This window comes from Brevibacterium sp. LE-L (assembly GCF_050214925.1).
Taxonomy (GTDB): Bacteria; Actinomycetota; Actinomycetes; order Actinomycetales; family Brevibacteriaceae; genus Brevibacterium.
The window spans coordinates 987,035-1,008,931 of record NZ_CP189759.1; the positions used below are offsets into that span (position 1 = coordinate 987,035).

The 21,897-nt window shown below is 65.7% G+C and carries 25 protein-coding genes and 1 pseudogene; 11 read left to right on the top strand and 15 right to left on the bottom strand.

Annotated elements, in window-relative coordinates:
* Positions 1 to 10: 10 nt before the first annotated feature.
* The 4 genes from ACQE2J_RS04420 to ACQE2J_RS04435 form a co-directional block, all read right to left on the bottom strand.
* Positions 11 to 487, bottom strand: coding sequence for a DoxX family protein (locus ACQE2J_RS04420; protein ID WP_426937162.1), 477 nt, complete (start codon positions 485 to 487; stop codon positions 11 to 13).
* A gap of 110 nt (positions 488 to 597) precedes the next feature.
* Positions 598 to 1,164, bottom strand: coding sequence for an NADPH-dependent FMN reductase (locus ACQE2J_RS04425; protein WP_426937163.1), 567 nt, complete (start codon positions 1,162 to 1,164; stop codon positions 598 to 600).
* Positions 1,161 to 2,303, bottom strand: coding sequence for an LLM class flavin-dependent oxidoreductase (locus tag ACQE2J_RS04430; protein ID WP_426937164.1), 1,143 nt, complete (start codon positions 2,301 to 2,303; stop codon positions 1,161 to 1,163). Before ACQE2J_RS04430 ends, ACQE2J_RS04425 begins: the two co-directional genes overlap by 4 nt.
* A gap of 91 nt (positions 2,304 to 2,394) precedes the next feature.
* The gene (locus tag ACQE2J_RS04435) at positions 2,395 to 2,934 is read right to left on the bottom strand and encodes a MarR family winged helix-turn-helix transcriptional regulator (RefSeq protein WP_426937165.1); all 540 of its coding nucleotides are present in this window, start codon (positions 2,932 to 2,934) and stop codon (positions 2,395 to 2,397) included.
* Positions 2,935 to 3,386: 452 nt separating this feature from the next.
* Between ACQE2J_RS04435 and ACQE2J_RS04440 the strand changes: the two genes are divergently transcribed.
* Positions 3,387 to 3,881, top strand: coding sequence for a hypothetical protein (locus ACQE2J_RS04440; protein ID WP_135538984.1), 495 nt, complete (start codon positions 3,387 to 3,389; stop codon positions 3,879 to 3,881).
* Positions 3,882 to 3,925: 44 nt separating this feature from the next.
* Here the strand turns inward: ACQE2J_RS04440 and ACQE2J_RS04445 are convergent, their stop codons facing one another.
* Positions 3,926 to 4,444, bottom strand: coding sequence for a hypothetical protein (locus ACQE2J_RS04445; RefSeq protein ID WP_135538982.1), 519 nt, complete (start codon positions 4,442 to 4,444; stop codon positions 3,926 to 3,928).
* A gap of 78 nt (positions 4,445 to 4,522) precedes the next feature.
* Entirely contained in the window at positions 4,523 to 5,698 is a 1,176-nt protein-coding gene (ftsW, locus tag ACQE2J_RS04450; RefSeq protein ID WP_426937166.1) for a putative lipid II flippase FtsW, read from the bottom strand.
* Positions 5,699 to 5,932: 234 nt separating this feature from the next.
* Between ftsW and ACQE2J_RS04455 the strand changes: the two genes are divergently transcribed.
* The 3 genes from ACQE2J_RS04455 (at position 5,933) to ACQE2J_RS04465 (ending at position 8,766) form a co-directional block, all read left to right on the top strand.
* The gene (locus ACQE2J_RS04455; protein ID WP_240689699.1) at positions 5,933 to 6,499 is read left to right on the top strand and encodes a MogA/MoaB family molybdenum cofactor biosynthesis protein; all 567 of its coding nucleotides are present in this window, start codon (positions 5,933 to 5,935) and stop codon (positions 6,497 to 6,499) included.
* Positions 6,500 to 6,503: 4 nt separating this feature from the next.
* Entirely contained in the window at positions 6,504 to 7,385 is an 882-nt protein-coding gene (gene fdhD / locus ACQE2J_RS04460) for a formate dehydrogenase accessory sulfurtransferase FdhD (protein ID WP_135538979.1), read from the top strand.
* 97 nt (positions 7,386 to 7,482) lie between these two features.
* The gene (locus ACQE2J_RS04465) at positions 7,483 to 8,766 is read left to right on the top strand and encodes an MFS transporter (protein WP_135538977.1); all 1,284 of its coding nucleotides are present in this window, start codon (positions 7,483 to 7,485) and stop codon (positions 8,764 to 8,766) included.
* Between the two features lie 34 nt (positions 8,767 to 8,800).
* Here ACQE2J_RS04465 and ACQE2J_RS04470 read toward each other — a convergent pair whose 3' ends face one another.
* Positions 8,801 to 9,868, bottom strand: coding sequence for an enoyl-CoA hydratase-related protein (locus tag ACQE2J_RS04470; RefSeq protein ID WP_135538975.1), 1,068 nt, complete (start codon positions 9,866 to 9,868; stop codon positions 8,801 to 8,803).
* Between ACQE2J_RS04470 and ACQE2J_RS04475 the strand changes: the two genes are divergently transcribed.
* Positions 9,836 to 10,213, top strand: a complete 378-nt coding sequence (locus ACQE2J_RS04475; RefSeq protein WP_167854389.1) for an IclR family transcriptional regulator — start codon at positions 9,836 to 9,838, stop codon at positions 10,211 to 10,213. The genes ACQE2J_RS04470 and ACQE2J_RS04475 overlap by 33 nt on opposite strands.
* A gap of 96 nt (positions 10,214 to 10,309) precedes the next feature.
* Here the strand turns inward: ACQE2J_RS04475 and ACQE2J_RS04480 are convergent, their stop codons facing one another.
* The 5 genes from ACQE2J_RS04480 to ACQE2J_RS04500 all read right to left on the bottom strand — a co-directional run bounded on the left by ACQE2J_RS04480 (position 10,310) and on the right by ACQE2J_RS04500 (position 15,169).
* A complete protein-coding gene (locus tag ACQE2J_RS04480; protein WP_135538971.1) occupies positions 10,310 to 11,467 on the bottom strand; it encodes a hypothetical protein in 1,158 nt (385 codons plus the stop codon).
* A 3-nt stretch (positions 11,468 to 11,470) separates the two neighbouring features.
* A complete protein-coding gene (locus ACQE2J_RS04485; protein WP_135538970.1) occupies positions 11,471 to 12,427 on the bottom strand; it encodes a cytochrome c biogenesis CcdA family protein in 957 nt (318 codons plus the stop codon).
* Positions 12,427 to 13,173, bottom strand: a complete 747-nt coding sequence (locus ACQE2J_RS04490) for a DsbA family protein (RefSeq protein WP_426937167.1) — start codon at positions 13,171 to 13,173, stop codon at positions 12,427 to 12,429. Before ACQE2J_RS04490 ends, ACQE2J_RS04485 begins: the two co-directional genes overlap by 1 nt.
* Before the next feature lie 79 nt (positions 13,174 to 13,252).
* Positions 13,253 to 14,446, bottom strand: coding sequence for a hypothetical protein (locus ACQE2J_RS04495; RefSeq protein ID WP_426937168.1), 1,194 nt, complete (start codon positions 14,444 to 14,446; stop codon positions 13,253 to 13,255).
* 3 nt (positions 14,447 to 14,449) lie between these two features.
* Complete coding sequence (locus ACQE2J_RS04500; protein ID WP_426937169.1) at positions 14,450 to 15,169, bottom strand: DsbA family protein; 720 nt, start codon at positions 15,167 to 15,169, stop codon at positions 14,450 to 14,452.
* 117 nt (positions 15,170 to 15,286) lie between these two features.
* On the opposite strand from ACQE2J_RS04500, the gene ACQE2J_RS04505 reads away from it, so the two are divergent.
* The 3 genes from ACQE2J_RS04505 to ACQE2J_RS04515 are packed head-to-tail and all read left to right on the top strand — an operon-like array spanning position 15,287 to position 17,213.
* Positions 15,287 to 15,847 (top strand): hypothetical protein, encoded by a 561-nt coding sequence (locus ACQE2J_RS04505; RefSeq protein ID WP_426937170.1) that lies wholly within the window; start codon positions 15,287 to 15,289, stop codon positions 15,845 to 15,847.
* Entirely contained in the window at positions 15,844 to 16,233 is a 390-nt protein-coding gene (locus tag ACQE2J_RS04510; protein ID WP_425120120.1) for a BlaI/MecI/CopY family transcriptional regulator, read from the top strand. Before ACQE2J_RS04505 ends, ACQE2J_RS04510 begins: the two co-directional genes overlap by 4 nt.
* Complete coding sequence (locus ACQE2J_RS04515; RefSeq protein WP_426937171.1) at positions 16,230 to 17,213, top strand: M56 family metallopeptidase; 984 nt, start codon at positions 16,230 to 16,232, stop codon at positions 17,211 to 17,213. The genes ACQE2J_RS04510 and ACQE2J_RS04515 overlap by 4 nt, the downstream gene beginning before the upstream one ends.
* A 50-nt stretch (positions 17,214 to 17,263) precedes the next feature.
* Here the strand turns inward: ACQE2J_RS04515 and ACQE2J_RS04520 are convergent, their stop codons facing one another.
* On the bottom strand, positions 17,264 to 17,698 hold the full coding sequence (locus ACQE2J_RS04520; RefSeq protein WP_167854387.1) for a hypothetical protein: 435 nt from the start codon (positions 17,696 to 17,698) through the stop codon (positions 17,264 to 17,266).
* 79 nt (positions 17,699 to 17,777) lie between these two features.
* Here ACQE2J_RS04520 and ACQE2J_RS04525 point away from each other — a divergent pair, with 79 nt between their 5' ends.
* Both ACQE2J_RS04525 and ACQE2J_RS04530 read left to right on the top strand, forming a co-directional pair.
* A complete protein-coding gene (locus ACQE2J_RS04525) occupies positions 17,778 to 18,137 on the top strand; it encodes a hypothetical protein (protein ID WP_135538955.1) in 360 nt (119 codons plus the stop codon).
* A 103-nt stretch (positions 18,138 to 18,240) separates the two neighbouring features.
* A complete protein-coding gene (locus tag ACQE2J_RS04530) occupies positions 18,241 to 18,651 on the top strand; it encodes a hypothetical protein (protein ID WP_135538953.1) in 411 nt (136 codons plus the stop codon).
* A 259-nt stretch (positions 18,652 to 18,910) separates the two neighbouring features.
* Here ACQE2J_RS04530 and ACQE2J_RS04535 read toward each other — a convergent pair whose 3' ends face one another.
* A complete protein-coding gene (locus tag ACQE2J_RS04535; protein ID WP_240689720.1) occupies positions 18,911 to 19,759 on the bottom strand; it encodes a hypothetical protein in 849 nt (282 codons plus the stop codon).
* Between the two features lie 46 nt (positions 19,760 to 19,805).
* On the opposite strand from ACQE2J_RS04535, the gene ACQE2J_RS04540 reads away from it, so the two are divergent.
* Entirely contained in the window at positions 19,806 to 21,062 is a 1,257-nt protein-coding gene (locus ACQE2J_RS04540) for a phospholipase D-like domain-containing protein (RefSeq protein ID WP_240689697.1), read from the top strand.
* 41 nt (positions 21,063 to 21,103) lie between these two features.
* Here ACQE2J_RS04540 and ACQE2J_RS04545 read toward each other — a convergent pair.
* Positions 21,104 to 21,727, bottom strand: a pseudogene (locus ACQE2J_RS04545) (Ku protein); the annotation flags it as partial.
* Between the last annotated feature and the right edge of the window lie 170 nt (positions 21,728 to 21,897).

The window sequence follows — 21,897 nt, forward strand, 5'->3', positions numbered from 1 at the left end:
CGACGCGACCTCAAGCTTCGGCCGTCGAGTTTGCGGCGACGGACCGACTTGGGCGCTGTCCCTTCTTTCCGCGGAACAGCGCATTGTCCACGCTCCAGCGTCCGGGGCCGGCTGCAGCGAGCAGAAGGGCACCTGCGGCCAGTGCCGCCACGAGTTCCCAGCCGCCCTGATCGACGAACGGCGTCGGCACCGCATGCACGATGACCAGTGCGCCGATGAGATCAGCGGCAAGCAGGACGCCGACAAGCGGTGTCAGTGCACCGAGGATGAGCAGGGCGCCGCCGATGAGCTCGACGAAGGTGGCGAACGGCGCGGCGATCTCTGGGAAGGGCACGCCCATCTGTGAGAACGATTCGGTGGTTCCGGCGACGGTCCATTCGTCGAACTTCTGCCACCCGTGAGCGAAGAAGATGACGCCGAGGCCGATGCGAGCGATGAGGGTGACGATGTCGCGGATGAGTGGCGGGAATCCAGCTGCTGCGTACACGGAGACCTCCGGTGTTGGTTGAAATGACAACTACACGTTATTGGCCGAATATGGACAGAGCCTGGCAACAGGATCGTCTGTCACCCGACGCGATCGGGATCGAGCCGGGCTCAGAACCCGTAGGCGGCCTCCCTGTCCTCCCGGATGCGGGAGAAGGTGGTTGTCAGCACGATGGAGTCCTCGACCAAACGATCGAGCCGCTGGATGACATCCTCGTTGACGATCTGGCCCCGGTGCAGGTCCTTCTCCTCGACGAACACATACGGGCTGACGACCTGGGCCTTCATATAGGTGAGGATGGGCAGCAGCTGCTGCTGGAGGATGAGGTAGTGCTTGGCGGATCCGGCGGTGGCGACCATGGCCACAACCTTGTCGCGAAGGGCGTCGACCGGCAGCAGATCGAACACGTTCTTCAACGCCGCCGGAATCGAGGCCTGGAAGATCGGAGTGCCGATGATGACCGCGTCGGCGTCCATGACCTCCTGTGCCACCCGTGCGGTGTCGCCGGTGTACTCGGTGAAATTCCGGCCGTCGGCGAAGACCATGTCGAGCTCGGCGAGGTCGATCAGCGTCACCTCGATGGTCGGATCCTGAGTCATCACGGTCTGGGTGACATGCTCCATGACGGTCCGAGTCTTCGTGCCGACGTTCGAACCGGACAGGGCGACGAGCTTCATTCTGCGTTCTCCTCGATGGGGGCGTTCTCCTCGGTGGTGGTGCCCTCGGGCTTCGCGGTGTACTTCTTCACGGCGGGGATGATCTCCGTTCCGAGTGTCTCGATCTGAGCCATCACCCGGTCATAGGGCATGCCGCCGAAGTCGATCTGTCCCAGGTAGCGCTGATGGCCGAAGACCTCGTGCTGGTGGAGGATCTTCTCGATGACCTGCTGGGCACTGCCGATGTTGACGATGCTGGCCGGGTCGACGCTCTGGGCGAAGAGCTGTTTGGGCATGCCCTGCCCGTTGGTGCGCTTCATTCCCTCGTTGATGTGCGGGTAGAACTCGCGCAGGGCTTCCTGCGAGGTCTCTGCCGTGTAGAGGAAGCCGGCGGTGGCCACCGGCAGTGTGGCAGGGTCGAAGCCCGAATGCCGGGCCGCTTCTCGGTAGGCGTCGATCGTGGGTTTGAACGACGAGGTGGTCCCGCCCAGATGGGCCATGACCATGGGCACACCGGCCAGACCGGCCTTGATCGCGCTCGCGGGCGCGCCGCCGACAGCGCGCCAGATCGGAAGGCTGCCATGGGCCGGGCGGGGGAGGACCTCGGCGTCGTCGAGGGGCGCGCGGAACTGTCCCGACCAGGTGACGCGCTCCTCGGTGTTGATTCTGCGCAGGAGGTCGAACTTCTCCTCGTGCAGTTCCTCGTAATCGCGCAGATCGTAGCCGAGAAGGCGGAACAGGCCGACGCGGGAGGCACGTCCGGCGACGAGCTCGGCGCGCCCGTCGGAGAGGTGGTCGATGGTGGCGAAGTTCTCGAACACCCGCACCGGGTCCGAGGTGCTCACGATCGTCGAGGTGCTGCCGATGCGGATCGTGTTCGTCGCCTGTGCGATGGCGCCGAGGATGACGGCGTGGGCCTGGGAAGCGAAGAACTCCTGGTGGCTCTCCCCAACGCTGAAGAAGTCGAACCCGGCCTGCTCGGCCGCCAGGGCGTAGCCGACGAATTCGCGGATGCGCTCGCCGGCGCTGACACGTGTGCCATCGGCGGGATTCGGCAGGTGATCGCCGAGGCTGTACATCCCGAACTGCAGACCCTGGCCGGGGTCGATGCCGACCTGGTCCATCACCGGTGTGGTCTGCTGTGGTGCGTTTGTGCTCATCGTCTCTCTTCTGTGGCAGGGTGGCCGACCGGAACGGGCGACCTCAGAATGTCATTTGCCATGTCAACTGATGATTGCGACGAATTATTCCTCAGCGCGGGTCGGTCTCTTCCGAGGGACTGGTCTCATCCGAGGGGTCGGTCTCCGGAGCCTGCTCGGTCTCCGGAGCCTGCTCGGGCGCGGGGTGCTGGTCAGCATCTGAGCGACGATCGACGCTGTGCTCGTAGAGCTTCTTCATCAGCGCGTGCAGCGTCGTCTTCTCCTCCTCGTCGAGGACCTCGTCGAAGAGCGACGCCTGCTGTTCGAGCTGCGAGGGGTAGGCCCGAGCAAGAACCTCGGCGCCCCTGTCGGTGAGCGTGATGTGCTTGGTCTTCCAGTTCTGCTGTCGGCAGATGAGGCCCTCGCGCTCGAGGCGAGCGAGCATCCGGGAGATGCCGCCTCCGCTGACCGTCAGTCCGCGGGCCAGGTCGGTCTGAGTGATCGGCTGGAAGTTGCGGATATGGGCCAGGGCTTCGAATTGGGCGACGGAGAGTCCGAACCGACGCAGGTGCTCATTGGACAGCTGATTGCTGTTCTGGACGAAGCGGGCCATCCGCAGCCAGATGAGCGTGCTCAGTGACAGCTCCTCCACTGTGCCTCCTCTGCCGACGTCTCACTCGCTGCGATTCGTCCTCACAATACCTGGACTGAAGTGGGGGTAAGGCATGGGCGCGGAAACAGGTGCAGGATCCGCTGCGGGAGCGGCTGGAGGATCCGCTGCAGACTCATAGCGCGGGCCTGCGGCTCAAGCGGTGGTCACGATCGGATACTTTTCGGCGCACGAAGCATCCGATGGCGACCACTGTTTTGCCGAGGCGGGGAGTCCGTCGAGTTCCCTGCCGCCCTTCGCAGCGTGCACAGCGTTCTCCATGAGTGGGTGAAATTGCAATCACACGATGGTGGTCGATGATGACGCGACACTGAATGCGGTGGCACGGTAGGGGCGACCGGACTTCCCCGGATCGACATGGGGAGCTCGCGGGCATCGTTATGAGGCGTGTGAAGCCCTCGACCCCGGCATTGCCTGCAGCCACACTGTCAGACATGTCCGAACACGAACAATCATCGCCTGATCCGCACTCCGCGCGGACTTCTGCATCCTCACAGCGGCAGGACACGCGTCTGGAGTCGAGTTCGAAGAGCAAGAGGATCCTCGCCTGGAGCGGCGCGGTTGTCATCTTCCTGCTGCTCATTCTTCCGACGCTCGGCAGTCATGGAGCTAACCAGCGGTTCTATGAGGGAGATCATTTCATCTGCTTCCCTGCCCTCGGTCCGACGACGACCTACCCCGTGAGCATGTTCGAAGAGACCGAGTTCGCGATGGACACTGCCGCCGACATCGGCGTCGCCGCCACGGCGAGAGCCAAGGTGAACAGGCTCGAGACCGAAAAGACGTTCAGAGTGGCCCTCTGCGGGGAACAGCGCTCCCGCAGAGTCGCCTGGGCCCTTGTCCTCACGGTTCCGACCCTGATGATCGGCTTCTCGGCGAAGAGCGATCTCATCCGTTCGCAACGGGACGGATCCCCACAGGGCCCGTGAGTCGGGCCGACCATGGGCATTCGAAGACATTCGCGGCCTGTCTCTCAAGCGCTTTTCGCATGCGCCGATCCCGATGGTCTGCCTCGGCGGCGCCTTTCGCCGAGGTCGAGGATGATCAGGGTCAGTCCGTGGCCGAGGAGCACGGCGGCGCTGAGGAAGCTCAATGCGACGTCGAGGATCCCTGCCTCGGTGAGTGAGGGCTTGCGCTGGAAACCAGGAGTCGTCAGCAGCATCGAGCCGATGACGACCGCCCCGGTGGCACAGGCGATCAGCCCAGCGGGACCGAGCTTCTCGAGCGCTGCCACGGCCAGGAGCACGATGACGGCGAGGAATACGAGCACGGCCGCGACATCGAAGCTGTGACCGGTCCGCGCGACTTCCTGCCAGAGGTTGCCATATCGAACCGAGCTGTCGGGCTCGGATGCGTAATAGGCGAAGAAGGTCAGCGCGAAGGTCACGACGCTCAAAGGTGCATAGAAGCGGGCACAGCCGCCATCGAGGCGGTGCTTCCACGAGTCGATATCGGCGCCCCGGCCAGTGGTGATCGCATTCGGAGTCGCCATCGGGTCCTCTCTCACGTGTACGGCTCTTCGAACACCATCGTCCGCATCCGGCAGTGAGAGGGCAACGGTGGACGAGACTCACGTTGATGTCCGCGAAACCCGGCGCTCGCCTCGGCGGTGGTCGGTCTTGCTCACATCGGTCGTCGAACCGTGTGCAGGCGGGCGTTCCGCACCCGGGTCAGAGGCGCGAGCGAAGGCCAGCACGATGCCGACGCCGGTCAGCGTGGCCACCAGCGATGATCCGCCATAGGACACCAGCGGCAGGGGCACTCCGATGACCGGCAGCAGGGTCGTCACCACTCCCATATTGATGAGAGCCTGCCCGACGATCCAGGCGAGGACGCACGCACCCAGGATCTTCGTCAGCCTGTTCCGACTCATCAGTGAGGCGCGTATGAGCCCCACGGCGATGAGACCGAACAGAGCCACGACTGCCAGTGTTCCGAAGAGTCCGATCTCCTCGCCGATGATGGCGAAGATGTAGTCGTTGTGGGCCTCGGCCAGCCAGAACCACTTCTCGCGGCTGGCTCCGAGACCGACTCCCGTCCATCCTCCGGAGGCGAGAGCGAACAGGCCGTGGTTGGACTGCCAGTGCTGGCCCAGGGCGTCGGCCTCGCTCTGGGCGTCGCTGGCGAACATCGCACGCACTCGCGCCATCCGATACGGGCTCGAGATGACCAGGAGCGTGACGCCCGCTGCGATGACCCCGAAGGCGATGGCGAAGTACCGCTTCGGCACTCCGGACACGAACAGCGCTGCCAATGCCATGAGCATGAGCACCAGGGTCGTGCCGAGATCGCCTCCGAGGAGGATGAACCCGGCCGCGACGATGACGGGAGTGAGGGTGAGCAGGAGCTTGCGGGGGCGGTAGTGCTGGGAGGTCAGATGCGCCAGAGCCACGGCGAACCAGACCGCGAGGATGGGTTTGAACAGCTCCGAAGGCTGTGCCTGCAGGCTTCCGATCCGCAGCCAGTTCGTGCTTCCGTTGACCGTGGTGCCCAACCCCGGCACCAGTGGCAGCGCGAGGAGCAGCAGACCGCCGCCCATGAGAGGCCAGGCGATCCGCTGCCAGACCCGGACGGGAGTGAGCGCGGCCAGGACCATCATTGTCAGTCCGGCCACTGCGAAGACCCCCTGCCGTGCGAAAACGGAGAAGGACGAGGCGCTCGAGCCGTCATAGGAGGTGATCGATGTTGCGGACAGCACCATGAGCAGGCCGAGACCGACCAGGCACAGGCAGGATACGACCAGCATCGTCGTTCCCGGCAGGAGGCGGGGAGGTCTCCTGAACTTCTCGCGCAGAGAGCGCCCCTTCGCCGATGACTCGGAGTGTGCCGAGCCCATGCTACTTTCCCGACTCACCATGAATCCTCACTGATCTCGTCCCGCTGTGACCGACCACCATTTCAGGAGTCCGCCCACGCTGCAAGTCCAGCTGTAGTCAGGTTCGGCCGGACTGTGCAGGAGTGTGGGACGTACGATGGAGACGTGAGCACTGCAACGAACGTGACCGACTCCGCCGCCGATGGTCAGGGCGATGCCCTCCTGGGCGCCGGACGGTCCGCCGCCGTCATCATCGCCTCCACCTCGGCGGCCAGGGGAGAGGCCGCCGACACCACGGGCCCGATCCTCGTCGACTGGCTGCGCTGCCGCGGATACGAGACCCCCGATGCCGTCGTCGTCCGCGACGGCGAACCCGTCGGTCAGGCGCTGCGCGCGCTCCTCGTCGACACCCCGGAGGGTGAACGTCCCCGCGTCATCGTCACCAGCGGCGGCACCGGGCTCGCCCCCGACGATCGCACCCCGGAGTTCACCGCCGAACTTCTCGAGCGCCAATCGCCGGGGCTCATCTATGCGATGTGGCGCAAGGGCCTGGAATCGACCTCCACGGCGGTGATGAGTCGCGGCGTCGCGGGTGTGCGCGGTCGCAGCTTCGTCATCAATTTCCCCGGTTCGAAGGGCGGGGTCAAGGACGGCATCACGGTCATCGACGACCTCCTCGAGCACATCCAGACGTCGGTCGAGGACACCACCGATCACGGACCGAGGGTCTGAAGCCATGCAGATGCGCAAGGCCGTCCGCGCCCGAGTCCACAAGTTCGACGCCACCGGCGAGATCTCCGCGGGACCTGATTCCCTGGCAGGAGAGGAGCCGTTGGAGATCCAGCTCAACGGTGAGCAGTACACCGTGACCATGCGCACCGCCGGGAACGATGTCGAGCTCATCTCCGGATACCTGCTCTCCGAGGCGGTCGTGACCGCGATGGATGACATCGAGGAGATCAACTTCTCTGCCGGAATCGCCCCCGACGGAACCCGGAACTACAACGTCGCCCGCGTGCGACTGCGACCGGGGGTGTGGAACCCCGAGTCGGCCCCGGCCCGCAATGTCTACACCTCCTCCTCGTGCGGAATCTGCGGAACCGCAGCCGCCGATGCGGTCACGAAGACCTCGGCGTTCCCGCTCATCCCCGCCTCCTGCCATCTCGAAGACGAGGAAGACTATGAGTTCCCGCGGCTGATCTCGGCCGCCCGGATCGGTGAGCTTCCCGACCGGCTGCGCGAGACCCAGGAGATCTTCGACAAGACCGGGGGAGTCCACGCCGCAGCACTCTTCGCTGTCGGTGAAGATCCCCGAGAAGAACCCGAACTGCTCGTCGGACGTGAAGACGTCGGTCGGCACAACGCCGTGGACAAGGTCATCGGCTGGGCCATGGCCAACCGGGGTCTGCCGCTGCGATCGACCGTTCTGCAGGTCTCGGCCAGGGCGTCGTTCGAACTCGTGCAGAAATGTGCGATGGCCGGCATTCCGATGATGTCGGCGGTCAGCGCCCCCTCGGCGATGGCCGTCGAATACGGCCGCGAGGTCGGCGTGACCGTCATCGGATTCAACCGCAGGGGCAGGTTCAACGTGTATTCGTATCCCGAGCGCGTGGACTGATCTGACCGGCTCTGCCTCCTACCGGATACCATGCTCATTTGGAGCAAGACGAACAGAACAGCGATGGGAAGCTTCGGATGAGCGGCAGAGGTCGGCGATGACCGGCAGTGACCGGAAAGCCCCGGGAATTGGGCTGCTCACCGTCCTCCTCGGTGCCGTGGCCGCCGGGCCCATCCTGCTCTACGGCCTCAGCGCCACCAGCGATTCGATCATTGCCGAGCTCGGCATCTCCGAAGCCCAATTCGGTCTCCTGGCCACCACTTGCTTTGGCACCGCGGCCATCGGCAACGCGACCTTGGGCAGGCTCGCCGACCGGCACTCCGACCTCTCGCTCATGGCATTCATCTTCGTCCTCGCCACGCTCGCTCTGCTGCTGGTGGCCGTGCCCGACGGGTTCTGGATGCTGCTCCTCGCCGCAGGCCTGTCCGGCATCGCCCAATCCTTCCCCAACGGGGTGACCAACCGGATCCTCCTCGAGCGCGTCCCCGTCGCCAAGCGGATCGGCTGGGTCGGCATCAAACAGTCCGGAGTCCAGGTCAGCCAACTCGTTGCGAGCCTCGTGTTTCCCGTGCTTGCGATCGGCGTCGGCTGGCGCGGCGCCGCCCTGACCGTCGCGATCATTCCACTCATCCTGCTTGCGATGACCTGGCGATCCCTGCGCACCACCCCGCTGCTGCCCGCCCCGAGCTCACAGGTCGGCACCGCAGACGCGCCCGCAGAGGCGGCACCGAGCACCCCAACCCCAGCCACACCCGCCGAGGCGGCCGACCGCAGCCGTGCACCGTCCCCTGCGGGACCGGCCCGACACCCGGCAATGGTGTGGGCGCTGGCCGCCTTCGGGCTCATCAACGGCATCGGCGTGCAGGCGACGAATGTGTACATGCCCCTGTTCGCCGTGCGGGAGATGGGCTTCTCCCTCGTCCTCGGCGGCGCTACCGCGGCTCTGGCCGGAGTCATCGGCGTCATCGCCCGCGTCACCTGGGCCAGACGCATGGCCAAGGGCGCCTCGGGGGCGCATCTTCTGCTCGTCCTCGCCCTCATCGCCCTGGCCGGAGCGATCCTCTTCTTCACCGCCGACGCCGCCGGCTCGCCGTTGCTGGTGTGGCTGGCCGTGGCCTTCCACGGCATCTCCGCACTCGGGGTCTCCGTGGTGCTCATGGCCGCGCTCATGCGCGTCATCCCCGCGGGCTCGATGGCTTCGGCCAGCGGCATGGTCACGGCCGGAATGTTCTTCGGCTTCGCCATCGGCCCGCTGGGAATGGGCGTGGTCGTCGGTTCGCCGGGCGGGTTCCCGCTCGGCTGGGTCGCCGTCGGAGCGTCCTATCTGCTGTGCGTGCTGCTCGCCCTCGTGCTCATCCGCGCGGCGCGCACGACACACTGAACCGAGGGTGCATCCCAGGGCCGAGCACAGGTAGTCAGCGACCCTGCCAGACAGGACCGCGCTTCTCTGCGAAGGCCAGCGAACCTTCGCAGAAATCGGCCGAGCTCAGCATCGTCTGGTAGCCCTCGAGCTGGCCCGAGCGCATGAGAGCGAAGCCCTCCTCGACGTCGAGCGTCTGGGTGGCCAAGACCACTTCCTTGATCGCCCGCAGTGCCAGAGGCGCCCCGCAACTGATTTCCTCGGCGAGTTCGAGTGCGCTGCTGACGACCTCGGAAGGCTCGACGGTCCGGTTCGTCAAGCCCCACCGTTCGGCTTCTGCCGCGCCCATCCGGCGTCCGGTCATGAGCATCTCCAGAGCCACTGCCGTGGGCAGGAGTTTGGGCAGGCGCAGCACCCCGCCGGAGTCGGCGATCATGCCCAGCCGCACTTCGGTCAGCGCGAACTCGGCTGCCGAGGACGCAACGATGAGGTCGGCGGCCAGGGCGAGTTCGAAGCCACCGCCCAAGGCCAAGCCGTTGACGGCGGCGATGATCGGCTTCGTCCGGGTGAAGTACTCGGTGAGTCCGGCGAAGCCGCCGGGGCCGTGATCGGCATCGACTGCTTCACCCCCGGCCGCGGCCTTGAGGTCCCAGCCGGCGCTGAAGAAGCGCGTGCCACGGCCGGTGAGCACCGCCACCCGCAGCTGAGGGTCGGCCTCGAACTTCGAGAACGCCGCGTAGAGGGCCTTGCTGGTTGCGACGTCCACGGCGTTGGCCTTCGGCCGGTCGAGGGTGATCAGAGCCGTCGTGCCGATGGTCTCGACAGTGGTTGGGGCCTGTCGAAGGATGAGCGGATTGACCTCGAGCTCGGAGACCGTGCTGTCGGCCAGGGCCCAGTTGACGATCACGCTGATCGCCTCGACAGCGGCATCGACATCGGCGCGTGGTCGGCCGCGGGCCCCGTCGAGCACTGGCCACAGCTTGAGGGAGTGCAGGGCCGTGCGGATCCCCTCGGGGCGGACCGGCAGCAGAAGGGTCACGAAGTCGCGGATGACTTCGATGAAGGTGCCGCCGACTCCCAGCCTGATACCGTGCGGTGGATCGGGCGCAGGGTCTCGCTGCATGCGACCTCGGCAGGCAAGGCGATGCTGGCGTGGCTTCCCGAGAGTGATACGCGCGCCGTTCTTGCCGCGCCGCTCACCGGTCACACCGAGTCCACGCACACGCGTACTGAGGAACTGGAAGCCGAGCTCGCTGATATCCGAACTGCAGGCTACAGCGTCGCCGCCGGAGAGCTGGAGCATGGCGTGCACGGTGTCTCGGCTGCGATCCGGGCAAAGCAGCACAGCCCCATCGGGGTCATCAGCATCTGGGGACCGCAGGAGAGGATCCCCGACGAGAGATTCGCAGAACTCGGTGCGCTCGTCGCCGCAGCGGCCCGCCAAGCCGTCGGGAGACCGGGCGACTGAGAACGGGGCGCCCTGCGTTTCAGCGGGACGAGACTCTGAGAAGATCCTTGACCGGTCCTGTCGGCACCCTCTGACCGAACCTGTCCAGGCGCCTCCTCAGGACTCTTCGGGATCCTCGACGACGCGGTCCGTGGCCAGCAGTGTCCGATCGCCGGCCTGCAGCGTGCCCAGCCCCTCTTCGGTGAACGCCACCGGAACCGCGACCACACCCGAGCCTTCGGCCGGATAGCCGCGGGCAAGACTGCCCGTCGTGGCGTTGTGGACCCGCAGTGTGCCTTCTTCGCGCAGATAGATCAGGCCCCCGACGGCTGCCTCGAGCTCGACGGTCTTCGGCACAGAGACCGGCAGTTCGTTCTTACCTGTGTCATCGATGACCGTCAGCCCCTGCGCTCCGAGGGTGACGATGGCCCCGGTGTTCGCGTCTGCAGCCACCCCGCGGGCATCGTCATCGAGCAGTTCACCGGTCTTCCGGTCGAGCACCGGCCCGACACCGTCGCCGGCGTCGAGGTGGATGACTGTCTCACCCGGGGCTGCCCCGGGCGCGGCACGCAGCTCATCGGCGTTCCAGCCGTTGTCCGGAAGTGACAGCTCCCAGGACTCCTCACCGGTGGCGCGCAGCTTCTCACCGTCGATGCTCAGTATCGTTCCCCGATATTCGCCGAGGTGGCGCACATCCGTGGATCCGTCCTGCACCGCCTCGCCGGTGGCCGGGTCGAGGGCGAGAGCGTCAGTGGGTGCGGCATCCTCGGCGGCGAAGACCGTGCCGGGCCCGCGCATCGGGCCGGGCACGTCCACGGGCCCCCATTTCTGCTTGCCGGTCTCGAGATCGAAGGCGCTGGCGGTGACATCCTCGTCACAGTCCGTCGACGAGTCGGAATCAGTGAGCACGGCCAGGGGATCGCCGTCGCCATCGACGCTGACGGTGAAGCCGGTGCACCCGCTCGGGCGCTTCGCCTGCCACAGCATCGAGCCGTGGACGTCGACGGCGGAGAACTCGAGGTTCTCGTCGCCGGTGCTCGCGGAGAGGAAGACCTCACCGTGGTGGGCCGGCGGCAGGTCCCACCCGGGCTCGACGAGTTCGAGGGGTTCGATGATGAGCGGCAGCTGCAGATCGGAGGCGTCGACGGCATCGAGATCGGTCGTGACCTGCTCCGGTGCCCGGTCGAAGTCGTCGGGGGCCGAGGAACAGCCCGCGAGGGCGAAAACACCGATGAGCGGTCCGGCGAGGGCGAAGAGGAGTCTGCGGCTGCGCATGGTTCAGTGCTTCGCCCCCGGTGACTGAGACGGCTTCGCTGACGCCTCGGCTGAGGCGTCCGAGTCATTCTGGTCGGCGGCCGCACCGTCCTTGTCCGAGGACGCTTCGCGCTGATCCGCGGCAGCGGCGCGTCGGGCGCGCCGACGCTCGTGGCGGAACCACAGGATGATCGCGAGGACCGCCAGCACGCAGACGACGATGATGTCTGTCGTGGTCGAGGACCAGGAGCTCACCCATTCCTGAGCATGGGCCAACGTGGTCGTCGGCACCAGCGACGGTGCCGAGACCAAGCCGTTCGTCGCCCAGAACACAATGCCGATGACGATCATCAGGATCCCGGTGACCATCGAGACGACCGGGATCCTGCGGCCGAAGAGCGTCACCGAACCCCCGCGGAGCATCGAACGCGTCCGGGTGCCCACGCGGGTCCACAGGGCCGCGATGATGAACAGCGGCACGACCATCCCGGCTCCGTAGACGGCGAGCATCATGCCGCCGAGGACGAGACTGCCCTTGGTCGCGGCCAGGGTGAGCACCGCGCCGAGGATGGGACCGGCGCAGACGCCGGCGATCCCGCTCGTGGCGCCGAGGAGGAAGGTCTTCGTCCAGCCCGTCGCCTGCGCGGAGCGCTGCCGGGCGGCATCGGCTCCCGGCAGCACCTTCGCCGGATCGAATCCGAATCCGAAGAACTGGACGATGCCCAAGACGATGAGGATCACCGAGGCGACGAGGACGATCGCGCCGCGATGGGAGGTGAACAGTGCCCCGAGCGTGCCGGCGCCGATGCCCAAGGGGATGAGGACGAGCAGCATGCCCACGTAGAAGATGAGGCCGTGGAGCACCAGCCGAGACCCCGCCCCGACGGTGGATCCGAAGAACGCCGGCAGCAGGAGTGCGGCGCAGGGGCTGAGCAGAGCGAGGATTCCGCCGATGAAGGCGCTGATCAGGCTGATGTCCATCAGTGCTGTCCTTTCTGTGCCGTTTCAACGGCATCGACGAAGACGTCCGTGGGCTGGGCACCGACATAGGGCTGGCCGTCGAGGATGAAGGTCGGGGTGGAGAACGCGCCGAGGTCGGTGCCCATCTCGGCGTTGTCCTGCACGGCCTGCGCTGTCTCCTCGGAGTTCATGTCCGTGGAGAATCGGGAGGTGTCGAGTCCGATGTCGTCGGCTACCTCGGTGAGCGCTTCGGGGGTGAGCTCATCGGGTGAGCGCGGCTTGCCGTCGGCGAACAGCGCTTCGTGGAACTCCCAATGCTTGTTCTGCAGGGCCGCGGCGTAGGCGGCCTTCGCGGCCTGTTCGGACGCGGAGCCGAACACATTGACTTCTCGCCACTCGATGCGCAGATCGCCGGAGTCGACGTAGTCGAGCATCGTCGGCAGCGTGTCCTGCGACCAGGAGGCGCAGTACGGACACTGATAGTCGGAGAAGACGACGAGTTTGACCGGTGCATCGACAGGGCCATCGGACATCGGATCGGATTCGTCAGCGGATTCGTCCTCGCCGAGGTCGGACTGTTCAGGGTCGGCGACTTCCGTGACGACGGCTTCCGGAGCAGGGCCGGCGTTGTCCGCCGTGGGCGATGTCCCGTCGTCCTCGCCCCGGTCGATGACGAGGATCATGAGCACGAGCGCAGCGGCTGAGGCGACCACCGCGGCGGGGATCCACCAGCGGTACTGCGTGCGCGGCGCCGCATGTTTGGCCATGCCCTCACTCCTTGGTTACTAAGATGCTTAGTAAACTATAGATCATCGGTCTTCCGGGTCGAAAATTCCGCTGCCGCGATCACTGCTTCTTCGGCGACAGCAGGGGGCTGTCGGGATCGCCGAAGAGGCGGGCGCCGGTTTCGGCGATATGGTGCGCAGCGCCGAAACGTCGGGTGGCCGGATCGTCCTCGGCCCCATCGATGGTCTGGCCGTCACTTGCCGATCTCGTCTCGGTTCCGTTCGGACCGTTCCCGGCCCCGGCTGCAGTGACGATCCGACCGTCGCCGACGGCCGAGAGCTCGGCGTCGTCGGCCAGCGGTGCGTCCCAGCGCTTCGTGCCGTCGAGGTCGAAGCCGTGCAGCTGCGAATCGCTTGTGACGAGGGTGCGGCTGCCCGCATCGTAGCTGGCGCTGTCGATGTTGCTGGCGACAGCGGCGCCAGAGCGCAGGTCGATCAGGGTGCGCTGCCGGTCGCCGGCGCTGCCGAGGAGTGCGTGGGATCCGCCGATCGCTTCCCATGGCGTCTCGCGGGCCTCGCCGGCTGAGACCCCCAGGTCCGCGGCGTCGCGGATCCACAGGCGGTGGCCCCCGAGGTCCTGGCCGATGAGCATCTCACCGTCGGCGAGGATGAGATGACTGCCCAGCAGCGTGATCACCCGGGGTGAGTCCTCGGCCTCGGCAGCCAGCCTCTTCCCTGTGGCGGGATCGAGGGCCACGCGGGGGCCGCCCTTGCCGATGAAGTCCTGCGGTGCGCCGGCGAAAACGAGCCCGCTGCCGAGCAGGGGCCCGGGCGCCTCGACGGGGCCCCAGAGCTTTCTGCCCGTGTGGAGGTCGAAGCCTGAGGCCGTCGTCGCCAGTGAGCTGTTCGATCCAGACTGCTGGTCCATGAGGACGGCCACGGGGCCGGCCTCTGATTCGCTGACGAAGAAGCCGGAGCAGACTCGCGGCCGCAGCGCCGTCCAGAGGATCGTCCCCGCGGAATCGACGGCGCGGAACTCGAGGTCCGAGTCCTTCTCGTGCAGCGACAGGAACACGCCGTCGGCCTCCTGTGCCGCCATGTCCCAGCCGGGGTCGACGACGCCCGTCTCGCTGTCTCCGGCGCGGGCGGTGCCGGGGTCGTCCGGCTCGGCCGGATCGAGTGTCTCGGCCGGCGAGTGAACCGGCCTGGGGTCGGTCGATGCGCTGTTCTCATCGAGACCCGTGCAGGCCGTCAGTGAGGCCAGGGTGAGCAGGCAGGCGGGCAGGATCATCGCGCGGGCTGCGGGGCGGGTCATGATTCAGTCCTCGGCCCGGGCGAGCGCCTCATCGACCGCGTCGATGAATTCCTGAGTGGGCTGGGCGCCGAGCAGCGGTTTGCCTCCGATGACGAAGGCTGGGGTGCTCGAGACGCCGATCGACTGCCCTTCCTCGGAGACGGCTTCGAACTCCTCGTGGGCCTGAGTCGAATTCATGTCGCGCTTGAACTGCAGAGGATCGAGTCCGAGCTCCTCGCCGAGGCTGACGAGTGAGTCATCGTCGAGCTGGGATTTCGGGCGGTGCTCGCCGCCTTCGAATAGGGCGTTGTGGTAGTCCCAGTACTCATCCTGCATGCCTGCGGCGAAGACGGCACGAGCGGCCCGCTCGGACTCCTCGCCGAAGACCGCGAGGTCGCGCATTTCGATCCGGAGGTCACCGGAGTCGACATAGTCCAGCATCGCCGGCAGGGTGTCCTCGTTCCATGTTGCACAGTAGGGGCACTGGTAGTCCGAGTACATGACGAGAGTGGCCGGGGCATCGACGTCGCCGACCGCGTTCGTCTCTTCGGAATCCCTGTGCTCGACGAAGGACAGATCGACGTCCTCCTCGGCGGAATCGTTCTGCGAACTCGTACTCTGCCCCTGGGTATCGGCATCGGAGCCTCCCTGGTTGACGATGACGATGCCGATGACGACAGTGGCGAGGATGATGACGGTCAGAGGGACGAGCCAGAACATGGGGCCGCGTTCGGTGCGGAGCACAAAAGCCTCCTGGGGTGAGGGCGTCGGGTGTGATCGAGTCGACCAATTTACTATGGACCATAGTATACTAATGTGCATAGTAGACTCATGTCGTCACCATGTCAGAGAGGGGATCTCATGTTTGTCGACGCGCTCAGAGACGCCTACCGGGGCCTCCTGCTCTGGGACCGCAGGCGCATCGGTGTGGCCGCGGCCACGGCCGCGGGGTCCGCTGTGATCATCGGGTTCGCGACGGTGCTCATCCCCAATGCCCTCTTCGCCCGCGACATCCCGCCCGTGTGGTGGGACTACCCGGTGTGGATCCTCACGGCGCTGCTGCTCGGAATGCTCATCGCCAGCTATGTGCGCAGCCCGGGATCCGCATCCGAGGGGCGGTCGAGCGACCCGGACTCCGCTTACGAGGGAGGGGCACGCGGCCCGGAGGTCGCTTCCGAGGGGCGGTCGGGTGTCCTCGGCGGCGTGGGCGGAATGCTCGGATGGTTCGCCGTCGGATGCCCGGTGTGCAACAAGATCGCGCTGCTGGCCCTGGGCTACACTGGCGCCTTGACCTACTTCGCACCGCTCCAGCCACTCCTGGCCGCAGTCTCGGTCATCCTCCTGCTGGCAGCCGTGATCATCCGCCTCAAGGGCCAGTACTCGTGTCCGCTTCCCACGCCCGAAAGGAGCACCCGCTCATGACTGACACCGACGACCGGGGCGCGAGCTCCTCGCCGATTCGCCTCGGCGCCCTCGAGAAGCAGGTGATGGGACTGCTGTGGGACCACGAACCGCTCACGGTTCGGCAGATCATCGAGCTCTCGGAGGCCGAGCCCGCCTACACCACCATCGCGACCGTGCTGACCAACCTCGAACGCAAGGGACTCGTCAGCCGCGAGCGTCGCGGCCGTTCGGTTCTCCACGCTCCGGTCGTCAGTCGTGAGCAGCACACTGCGCGGATGATGCGGGCGGCCCTGGTCGACGGCGGAGACCGAGCGGCCTCGATCCTCCACTTCGTCGAGGGCATCGATGCCGCCGACATCCGACTGCTGCGCGACTACCTCGAGGCGAAGGATGTCGCCGAATGAGCATGCTGATCAGCGGTGCGTGCGTCGCCGCGCTCGCCTTCGTCCTCGCCTGGGCCGGCCCTGCTCTCGTCCGCGCGGCCGCGCCGGTGCTCATGCGCGTGCCGCGCGTGGCGGTGTTCGCCCTCCTGTCCCTGCCGCTGCTGTCCTGGGCCGTGGTGACCGCGCTCAGCCTCATGGCGGCATGGCTGCTCAAGGGCCCCGATGTGCTGCCGATGCCCATCGGCGACGTGTGCCAGCGCTGCCTCATCGCGGCGAACCCCTTCGGCGGTGCTCAGATCGACACGCTCGTCCCCGTCGTCCTCTTCCTCCTTCTGCCTCTGGTCGTCTCCCTCGGATTCCTCATCCGTGGTGGTCTTCTGGCCAGGCGGCGGCATCGTGAGAACGCTGAAACGGCACGCCTCCTCAGCCGCGAGGCCGTGGACGTCGAGGTGGCCGGCCGGACCGTCAAGGCTGTGAGCGGTCGTCGTCTTCTGGCGTTCTCGCTGCCCCGCAGGTACGGGGGAGTGGTGCTGTCTGAGGACCTGTTTTCGGCACTGGAGCCAGGCGAGCTGAAGGCGGTGCTCGAGCACGAGAGGGCTCATGTCGACCAAGGCCACCATGCCGTCATGGCTGTTGTGGAGGCGTTCGTGCGGCCGCTGCGGTTCATCCCGCTCTTCGCCGAGGTCGCCGCCTCGGTCCCTCTCTACCTCGAGATCGCGGCCGACGACCGTGCACGGAAAGTCGCAGGGACACCCGCGCTTGCCAGTGCTCTTCTCAAGATCGGACACCAGGTGGGGGAGAGCGGCCACCTCGGCGGCTCATATGCGCTGAATATCGCCGGACCCGACCGGGTCCGGCAGCTCGTCGCGCCCGTCAGGGTGTCCCCGGGGCTGTTGCCGACTGCGGCTCTGAGCAGTGCTCTGGCCGCCTTCTGCGTCCTGTTCTCCTCGGTCATCGCCACCTACGTCGGGGTCCTGCTCACTGGCTGCACCCTGCCCTGAAGGCAGTCCTGGGGCGAGGGCAAGCCGGATTCTGTCTTCCGTCCGTACTCTCACAGGCGCAGCTCGTGTCCGACGCTGCGGGCATATCCTTCCTTGACGAGGTCGAGGTGGGTCCACGAATCCAGGTAAGCGACCTCCGGCAGGGTTCGCAGAGACTCAACAGTCGCGAGCACTTCGCTCGAGACCTGGCCATGGACGGTGGCGATGAAGTCGAAGCTGCCGTGGGTGCGGGCGGCGAAGTGGATAGCTGGTGTGGCAAGAATCAGCTCTCGGACTGCGTTGACGTCCCCGCGGGCGGAGATCCCGAGACCGATGGAGAACCGGCTGCGCGAGATGCCGCCGGGCTGGATAGCTGAGATGCGGATGACACCTGCATCGAGAGGTTTCGTCACCCGCTCTCTGGCCGACGCGAAATCGGAATTCGCCCGCAGGGTCGACGCTGAGCCGATGCCGCCCCTCTTGGCGGAGGACTTCGAGGCGCCCATCGATCTGCCCTGGCCCGATTACACGTGGAATGGTGCTCGGGGCTGGTGAGACGACGTTCAGTAACACATAATAGAACTTATGTCCGAATACGAGGTGCCGGCATGGATTGTGCGTTACCAGAACTTCAAGACGCTGTGCTCATATGTCTGCGGCGAGTACATCCGCTTCTACCTCACCACCGGATGCGACCAGATCAGCTACACGCATTCGCAGATCACCGAGGGACTGCCGACCTATTCGTGCCGTCTCGAAGCCGTCGACGAGGCGGTCCTCCTGCTGCCGCTCGACGACTGGCTCGAACGCATGGATGAGGTCCAGTCCGTGGTGCGAACCTGGCTGGGAGAGCACTCGGATCTGCGCGGGTGCCGACCGGAGAAGTCCCACTATCAGGGCGACCCGTACTGGTTCCGTCGGTGGCAGGACGCCAACCCCTGGTGATGAGCGGTCGGGTCATACACCCGTTTCCTCACCGGCGCCGGGATCGGCGGCGAATACGCGGCCGTGAATTCGGCAATCGACGAACTCATCCCGGCCCGCGTGCGTGGACGTATCGACCTCATCATCAACGGTTCCTGTTGGGCAGAAGGACGGAGCCGAGCGCATCGTCGGCGACATCGAAGACGGCGTCGAGGTGGAGACCTCCCAGGCCCTGCCGGCACCGGAGAAGACCATCACCGTGCGACAGCGGAAGACGATCTCCTTCGTCGAGATCATGAAGGTCGCGTTCACGATCTACCCCAAACGGTCGATCCTCTGCCTCATCCTCTTTGTCGGACAGGCGTTCCTCTGCAACGGAATCACCTTCAACCTCGTCACGCTCTTCCACGGGTTCTACGGTGTGGCAATGGCCAACGTGCCGATCTTCATCTACCTGTGGTCGCTGAGCGATTTCGCCGGCCCCGTCACACTTGACCGGCATCTATGCGCCGTGGCCCTCGGCGTCCTCAGGTGATGTTCCGACCGGGGTCTCTGCCAACGAGGTCAACGGGATCATCGATTTCGTCCACCGCATGGAACCTGTCGGCGAGGTGGAACTCTACCGCGCGATCGGGGCTCGCCGATGGGGGCGGGACGCTTCCGTGCGGCCGTGCGCGAAGCGATCAGGCAGGGAGCTGTCTGGCACAATCGACGCGGCAGGCTCGAGCGCCGAGGTGACGAGACATAGGCCGGGCTCGGGCTCAACGGGTGATCGGAGACTCAGCTCGCGCGCATCAGCCCGATTCTCGTGCTCTGCGTGCCGAGGCGACGTCGTCGACGATGACGACGATGTGGCGCAGGCTCGTGATGAGTGAGCCGTAGAACGGCCAGGCGATCTGCGGAAGCGTCAGATCCTTCGAGCTATCGGTCGGCAGCTGCTCGAGGCGGTCGAAGATCGGTTGGACCTCGGCATCGGGATCGGCGATGGACCGTCCGGCATCGGCGGCGGCCCGTCGGCCCAGTCTGCTGGAACGCAGCGCTGTGGGGGGATTGATGCGTCGGCTCTCGCGGGCGAATCGCACGGTCTGCCATGCGGATTCGAGCTCCTGGGTCATGGCTTCTGTGCGTTCGAACCACTGCTGGGCAGCATCTGCGTCCCATGCGCGATGGAACTGGTCCGGCATGTCGATGAGCACGTCTCCCATCTGCCGGTTCACGCTGTCGATGTAGCGTGCCGCCTGCCGATCCTGCAGGAGCGGGACCACGAGGAGATTGACCACGAGGCCGACGGCCACACCGAGACCGAGTTCGAGCAATCGGTTGCCGAGCAGCGGCTGCTGAGAATCGAATCCGGAACCGAGGACGAAGATCGTCGTCTGCACACCTCGCGACAACGACCTGTAGACGGTGGCATGGACTGTCAGCAGCGCGGTCCACGGCGCAAGGAAAGCCATCTGGCTGTCCAGGACGGAGTCCGAGAGCCACCACGCCGCGGTCGCGGCGATCACACCCTTGGCGAACTGCAGCAGGTCGGTGGCGAATTCCGGCCAGAATAGTTCAGCTCCGGCAGAGGCGTAAGAGGGTGTGGCCGTCGCGTGTCGGGTCGACGGCTGCCTCGTCGGACTCGGGGGAGTGAGCAGCATCTTCACCTGATGGAGGTTGACGGGGTGGAGGCGATAGAGTGAACGAGTGTCTCCTGTGAGAAATTCGGCCCTCCGCCATGTCAGCGGACTGCAGCGAATCATCCCCTGGGCGATTGCCGGCGTGGCCAGCGCGGTGCCGGCGACCGTCGTTGCTTCGATGGCCGTCGATCTCATCCAGCAACGAGGACGGAAGTCGCGCATCGCTCCGCGACCGGGAACCTTCAGCTCGACGGTCGAACAGTCCGAACTCAACATCTACACTGACGGTTCCACCCTCTACGATGACATGCTCGATGCGATCGGCTCCGCCCGAGAGTCGATCCTCATGGAGACATTCATCTGGAAGAACGACGAGGTGGGGCAGAGGTTCATCGACGCGTTCAACGCCGCCTCCGCACGCGGGGTGGAAGTCCACCTCATCTACGACGGCTTCGCGAACCTGTCGGTCCCGAGTTCGTTCTACCATCAGCTCTCCGAATCCATTCATGTACTGCGCCTGCCGACGGTGGCACGGCGGTTCTGGCGCGGACCGATGCGCCACTCGGGATTCAACCATTCGAAGATCCTCGTCATCGACGATGATGTGGCATTCGTCGGCGGATTCAACATCGGAGCTCTCTACGCCCGTCACTGGCGTGACACCCACCTGCGATCGGTCGGTCCCGGGGCCTGGGGTCTGCGGCAGACGATCACGCAGGTCTGGAACGAATTCCACGACGCGGACGAACAGATCCCCTGGGTTCCTCCTGCGGCCTGGGAATCGAAGCTTCGGGTCTCGGCGAATCTTCCGATCCACCTCGTCTATCCGATTCGGAACATGTACCTCAACGCCTTCGCCCGGGCCCGGACGCGGATCTGGCTGACAACTCCGTACTTCATCCCCGACCAGCAGCTGTTGGCTGCCCTCATCGAAGCCGCCGGTCGGGGAGTGGACGTACGGGTGATGGTTCCGCAGGAGTCCAACCACATCCTCGGTGACTGGCTCTCACGAGGGTTCTTCGAGCAGATGATCAACTCCGAGGTCACGGTCCTGCTCTACACCGCGAGCATGATCCATTCGAAGGTCGCCACCGTCGACGGCGAATGGTCGACGGTGGGTACGGCCAACATCGACCGACTGTCGCTGACCTTCAACTACGAGACCAATGTCGAAGTCATCGACAGCGCATTCGCCGCTGAAATGGAGAAGGTGTTCGAAAGCGACTCCGCACACTGTGTCGAACTCGGCTCCGAGTGGCTCAACCGCCACCGGCTGACCAAGCTCGCCGAACGTGTGCTCGTGCCGATGCGCCCCTGGCTGTGATGCGGGCTCATCCGTTCCCCTGATCCTGGTCTTCGGCAGGTTCAGCCTGTGCGCTTCTTCGTCTGCTTCTGCGAACGGATGCTGTGCACGGATTTGCACAGCGCTTCCATCAGGTCGATGACGTCGCCGGACGGCGCTTCATCCTCCTCGTCCTCGGGGAAGGCCTCCTCGAGGTCGAGCGTCTCACCCTGGTCAGAGATCTGGGCGCGGGAATTGACACCCTTGAAATCGACGTCACGGATCTCATCGGCCCAGCGCAGCGTCAGGAGCATGAGCAGCTTTCCGCACACCCGCAGGATCGCCAGTCGGGTCCGGGTGCGCAGTGTGATCTTGACGATCGCTGTCCGGTCCGTGTCCTCGAGCGTTTTGCGCAGGAGCAGATAGGCCTTGGGCGTCTTCGATGTCGGTTCGAGGAAGTACGACTGCTCCAACATGATCGGGTCGATCTGATCACTGGGGACGAACTGCAGCACGTCGAGGTCGTCGCTGTCATCGGCGGGCAGCGCCTCGAAATCCTCGTCCGTGAGGATGACGCGATGATCGCCGTCATCGTAGGCCTTGACGAAGTTCTCGTAGTCGGTGACCTTGCCGCACTCCTGACAGCGGAGCTGATTGCGGATGCGTCCGCCATCCTTTTCATGCACCTGGTGCATCCGCACATCGTGGCTTTCGGTCGCCGATTACAGCTTCACCGGCATATTGACGGGGCCGAACGCAATCGACCCGGCCCAAATCGCTCTCATCCCTCCATTGAAACGCAGGCCCCGAAGCTTGGCCAGCCCCTGTCGCCCGGGGACTTCTACGAGGAGAAGGCCTCGGCTGCTGCCTGGCAATG

Bases quoted from the DNA above. Each gene is read 5' to 3' on its own strand.
- ftsW (WP_426937166.1), bottom strand. From the start codon at position 5,698: ATGCTGGTCGTATCCTGCCTGTGCCTGGTCGGTCTCGGCCTGCTCATG.
- ACQE2J_RS04470 (WP_135538975.1), bottom strand. From the start codon at position 9,868: ATGCAGCGAGACCCTGCGCCCGATCCACCGCACGGTATCAGGCTGGGA.
- ACQE2J_RS04465 (WP_135538977.1), top strand. From the start codon at position 7,483: ATGACCGGCAGTGACCGGAAAGCCCCGGGAATTGGGCTGCTCACCGTC.
- ACQE2J_RS04495 (WP_426937168.1), bottom strand. From the start codon at position 14,446: ATGACCCGCCCCGCAGCCCGCGCGATGATCCTGCCCGCCTGCCTGCTC.
- ACQE2J_RS04520 (WP_167854387.1), bottom strand. From the start codon at position 17,698: ATGGGCGCCTCGAAGTCCTCCGCCAAGAGGGGCGGCATCGGCTCAGCG.
- ACQE2J_RS04505 (WP_426937170.1), top strand. From the start codon at position 15,287: ATGTTTGTCGACGCGCTCAGAGACGCCTACCGGGGCCTCCTGCTCTGG.
- ACQE2J_RS04510 (WP_425120120.1), top strand. From the start codon at position 15,844: ATGACTGACACCGACGACCGGGGCGCGAGCTCCTCGCCGATTCGCCTC.
- ACQE2J_RS04480 (WP_135538971.1), bottom strand. From the start codon at position 11,467: ATGCGCAGCCGCAGACTCCTCTTCGCCCTCGCCGGACCGCTCATCGGT.
- ACQE2J_RS04430 (WP_426937164.1), bottom strand. From the start codon at position 2,303: ATGAGCACAAACGCACCACAGCAGACCACACCGGTGATGGACCAGGTC.
- ACQE2J_RS04515 (WP_426937171.1), top strand. From the start codon at position 16,230: ATGAGCATGCTGATCAGCGGTGCGTGCGTCGCCGCGCTCGCCTTCGTC.
- ACQE2J_RS04525 (WP_135538955.1), top strand. From the start codon at position 17,778: ATGTCCGAATACGAGGTGCCGGCATGGATTGTGCGTTACCAGAACTTC.
- ACQE2J_RS04445 (WP_135538982.1), bottom strand. From the start codon at position 4,444: ATGGCGACTCCGAATGCGATCACCACTGGCCGGGGCGCCGATATCGAC.
- ACQE2J_RS04425 (WP_426937163.1), bottom strand. From the start codon at position 1,164: ATGAAGCTCGTCGCCCTGTCCGGTTCGAACGTCGGCACGAAGACTCGG.
- fdhD (WP_135538979.1), top strand. From the start codon at position 6,504: ATGCAGATGCGCAAGGCCGTCCGCGCCCGAGTCCACAAGTTCGACGCC.
- ACQE2J_RS04490 (WP_426937167.1), bottom strand. From the start codon at position 13,173: ATGGCCAAACATGCGGCGCCGCGCACGCAGTACCGCTGGTGGATCCCC.
- ACQE2J_RS04440 (WP_135538984.1), top strand. From the start codon at position 3,387: ATGTCCGAACACGAACAATCATCGCCTGATCCGCACTCCGCGCGGACT.
- ACQE2J_RS04485 (WP_135538970.1), bottom strand. From the start codon at position 12,427: ATGGACATCAGCCTGATCAGCGCCTTCATCGGCGGAATCCTCGCTCTG.
- ACQE2J_RS04535 (WP_240689720.1), bottom strand. From the start codon at position 19,759: ATGCTGCTCACTCCCCCGAGTCCGACGAGGCAGCCGTCGACCCGACAC.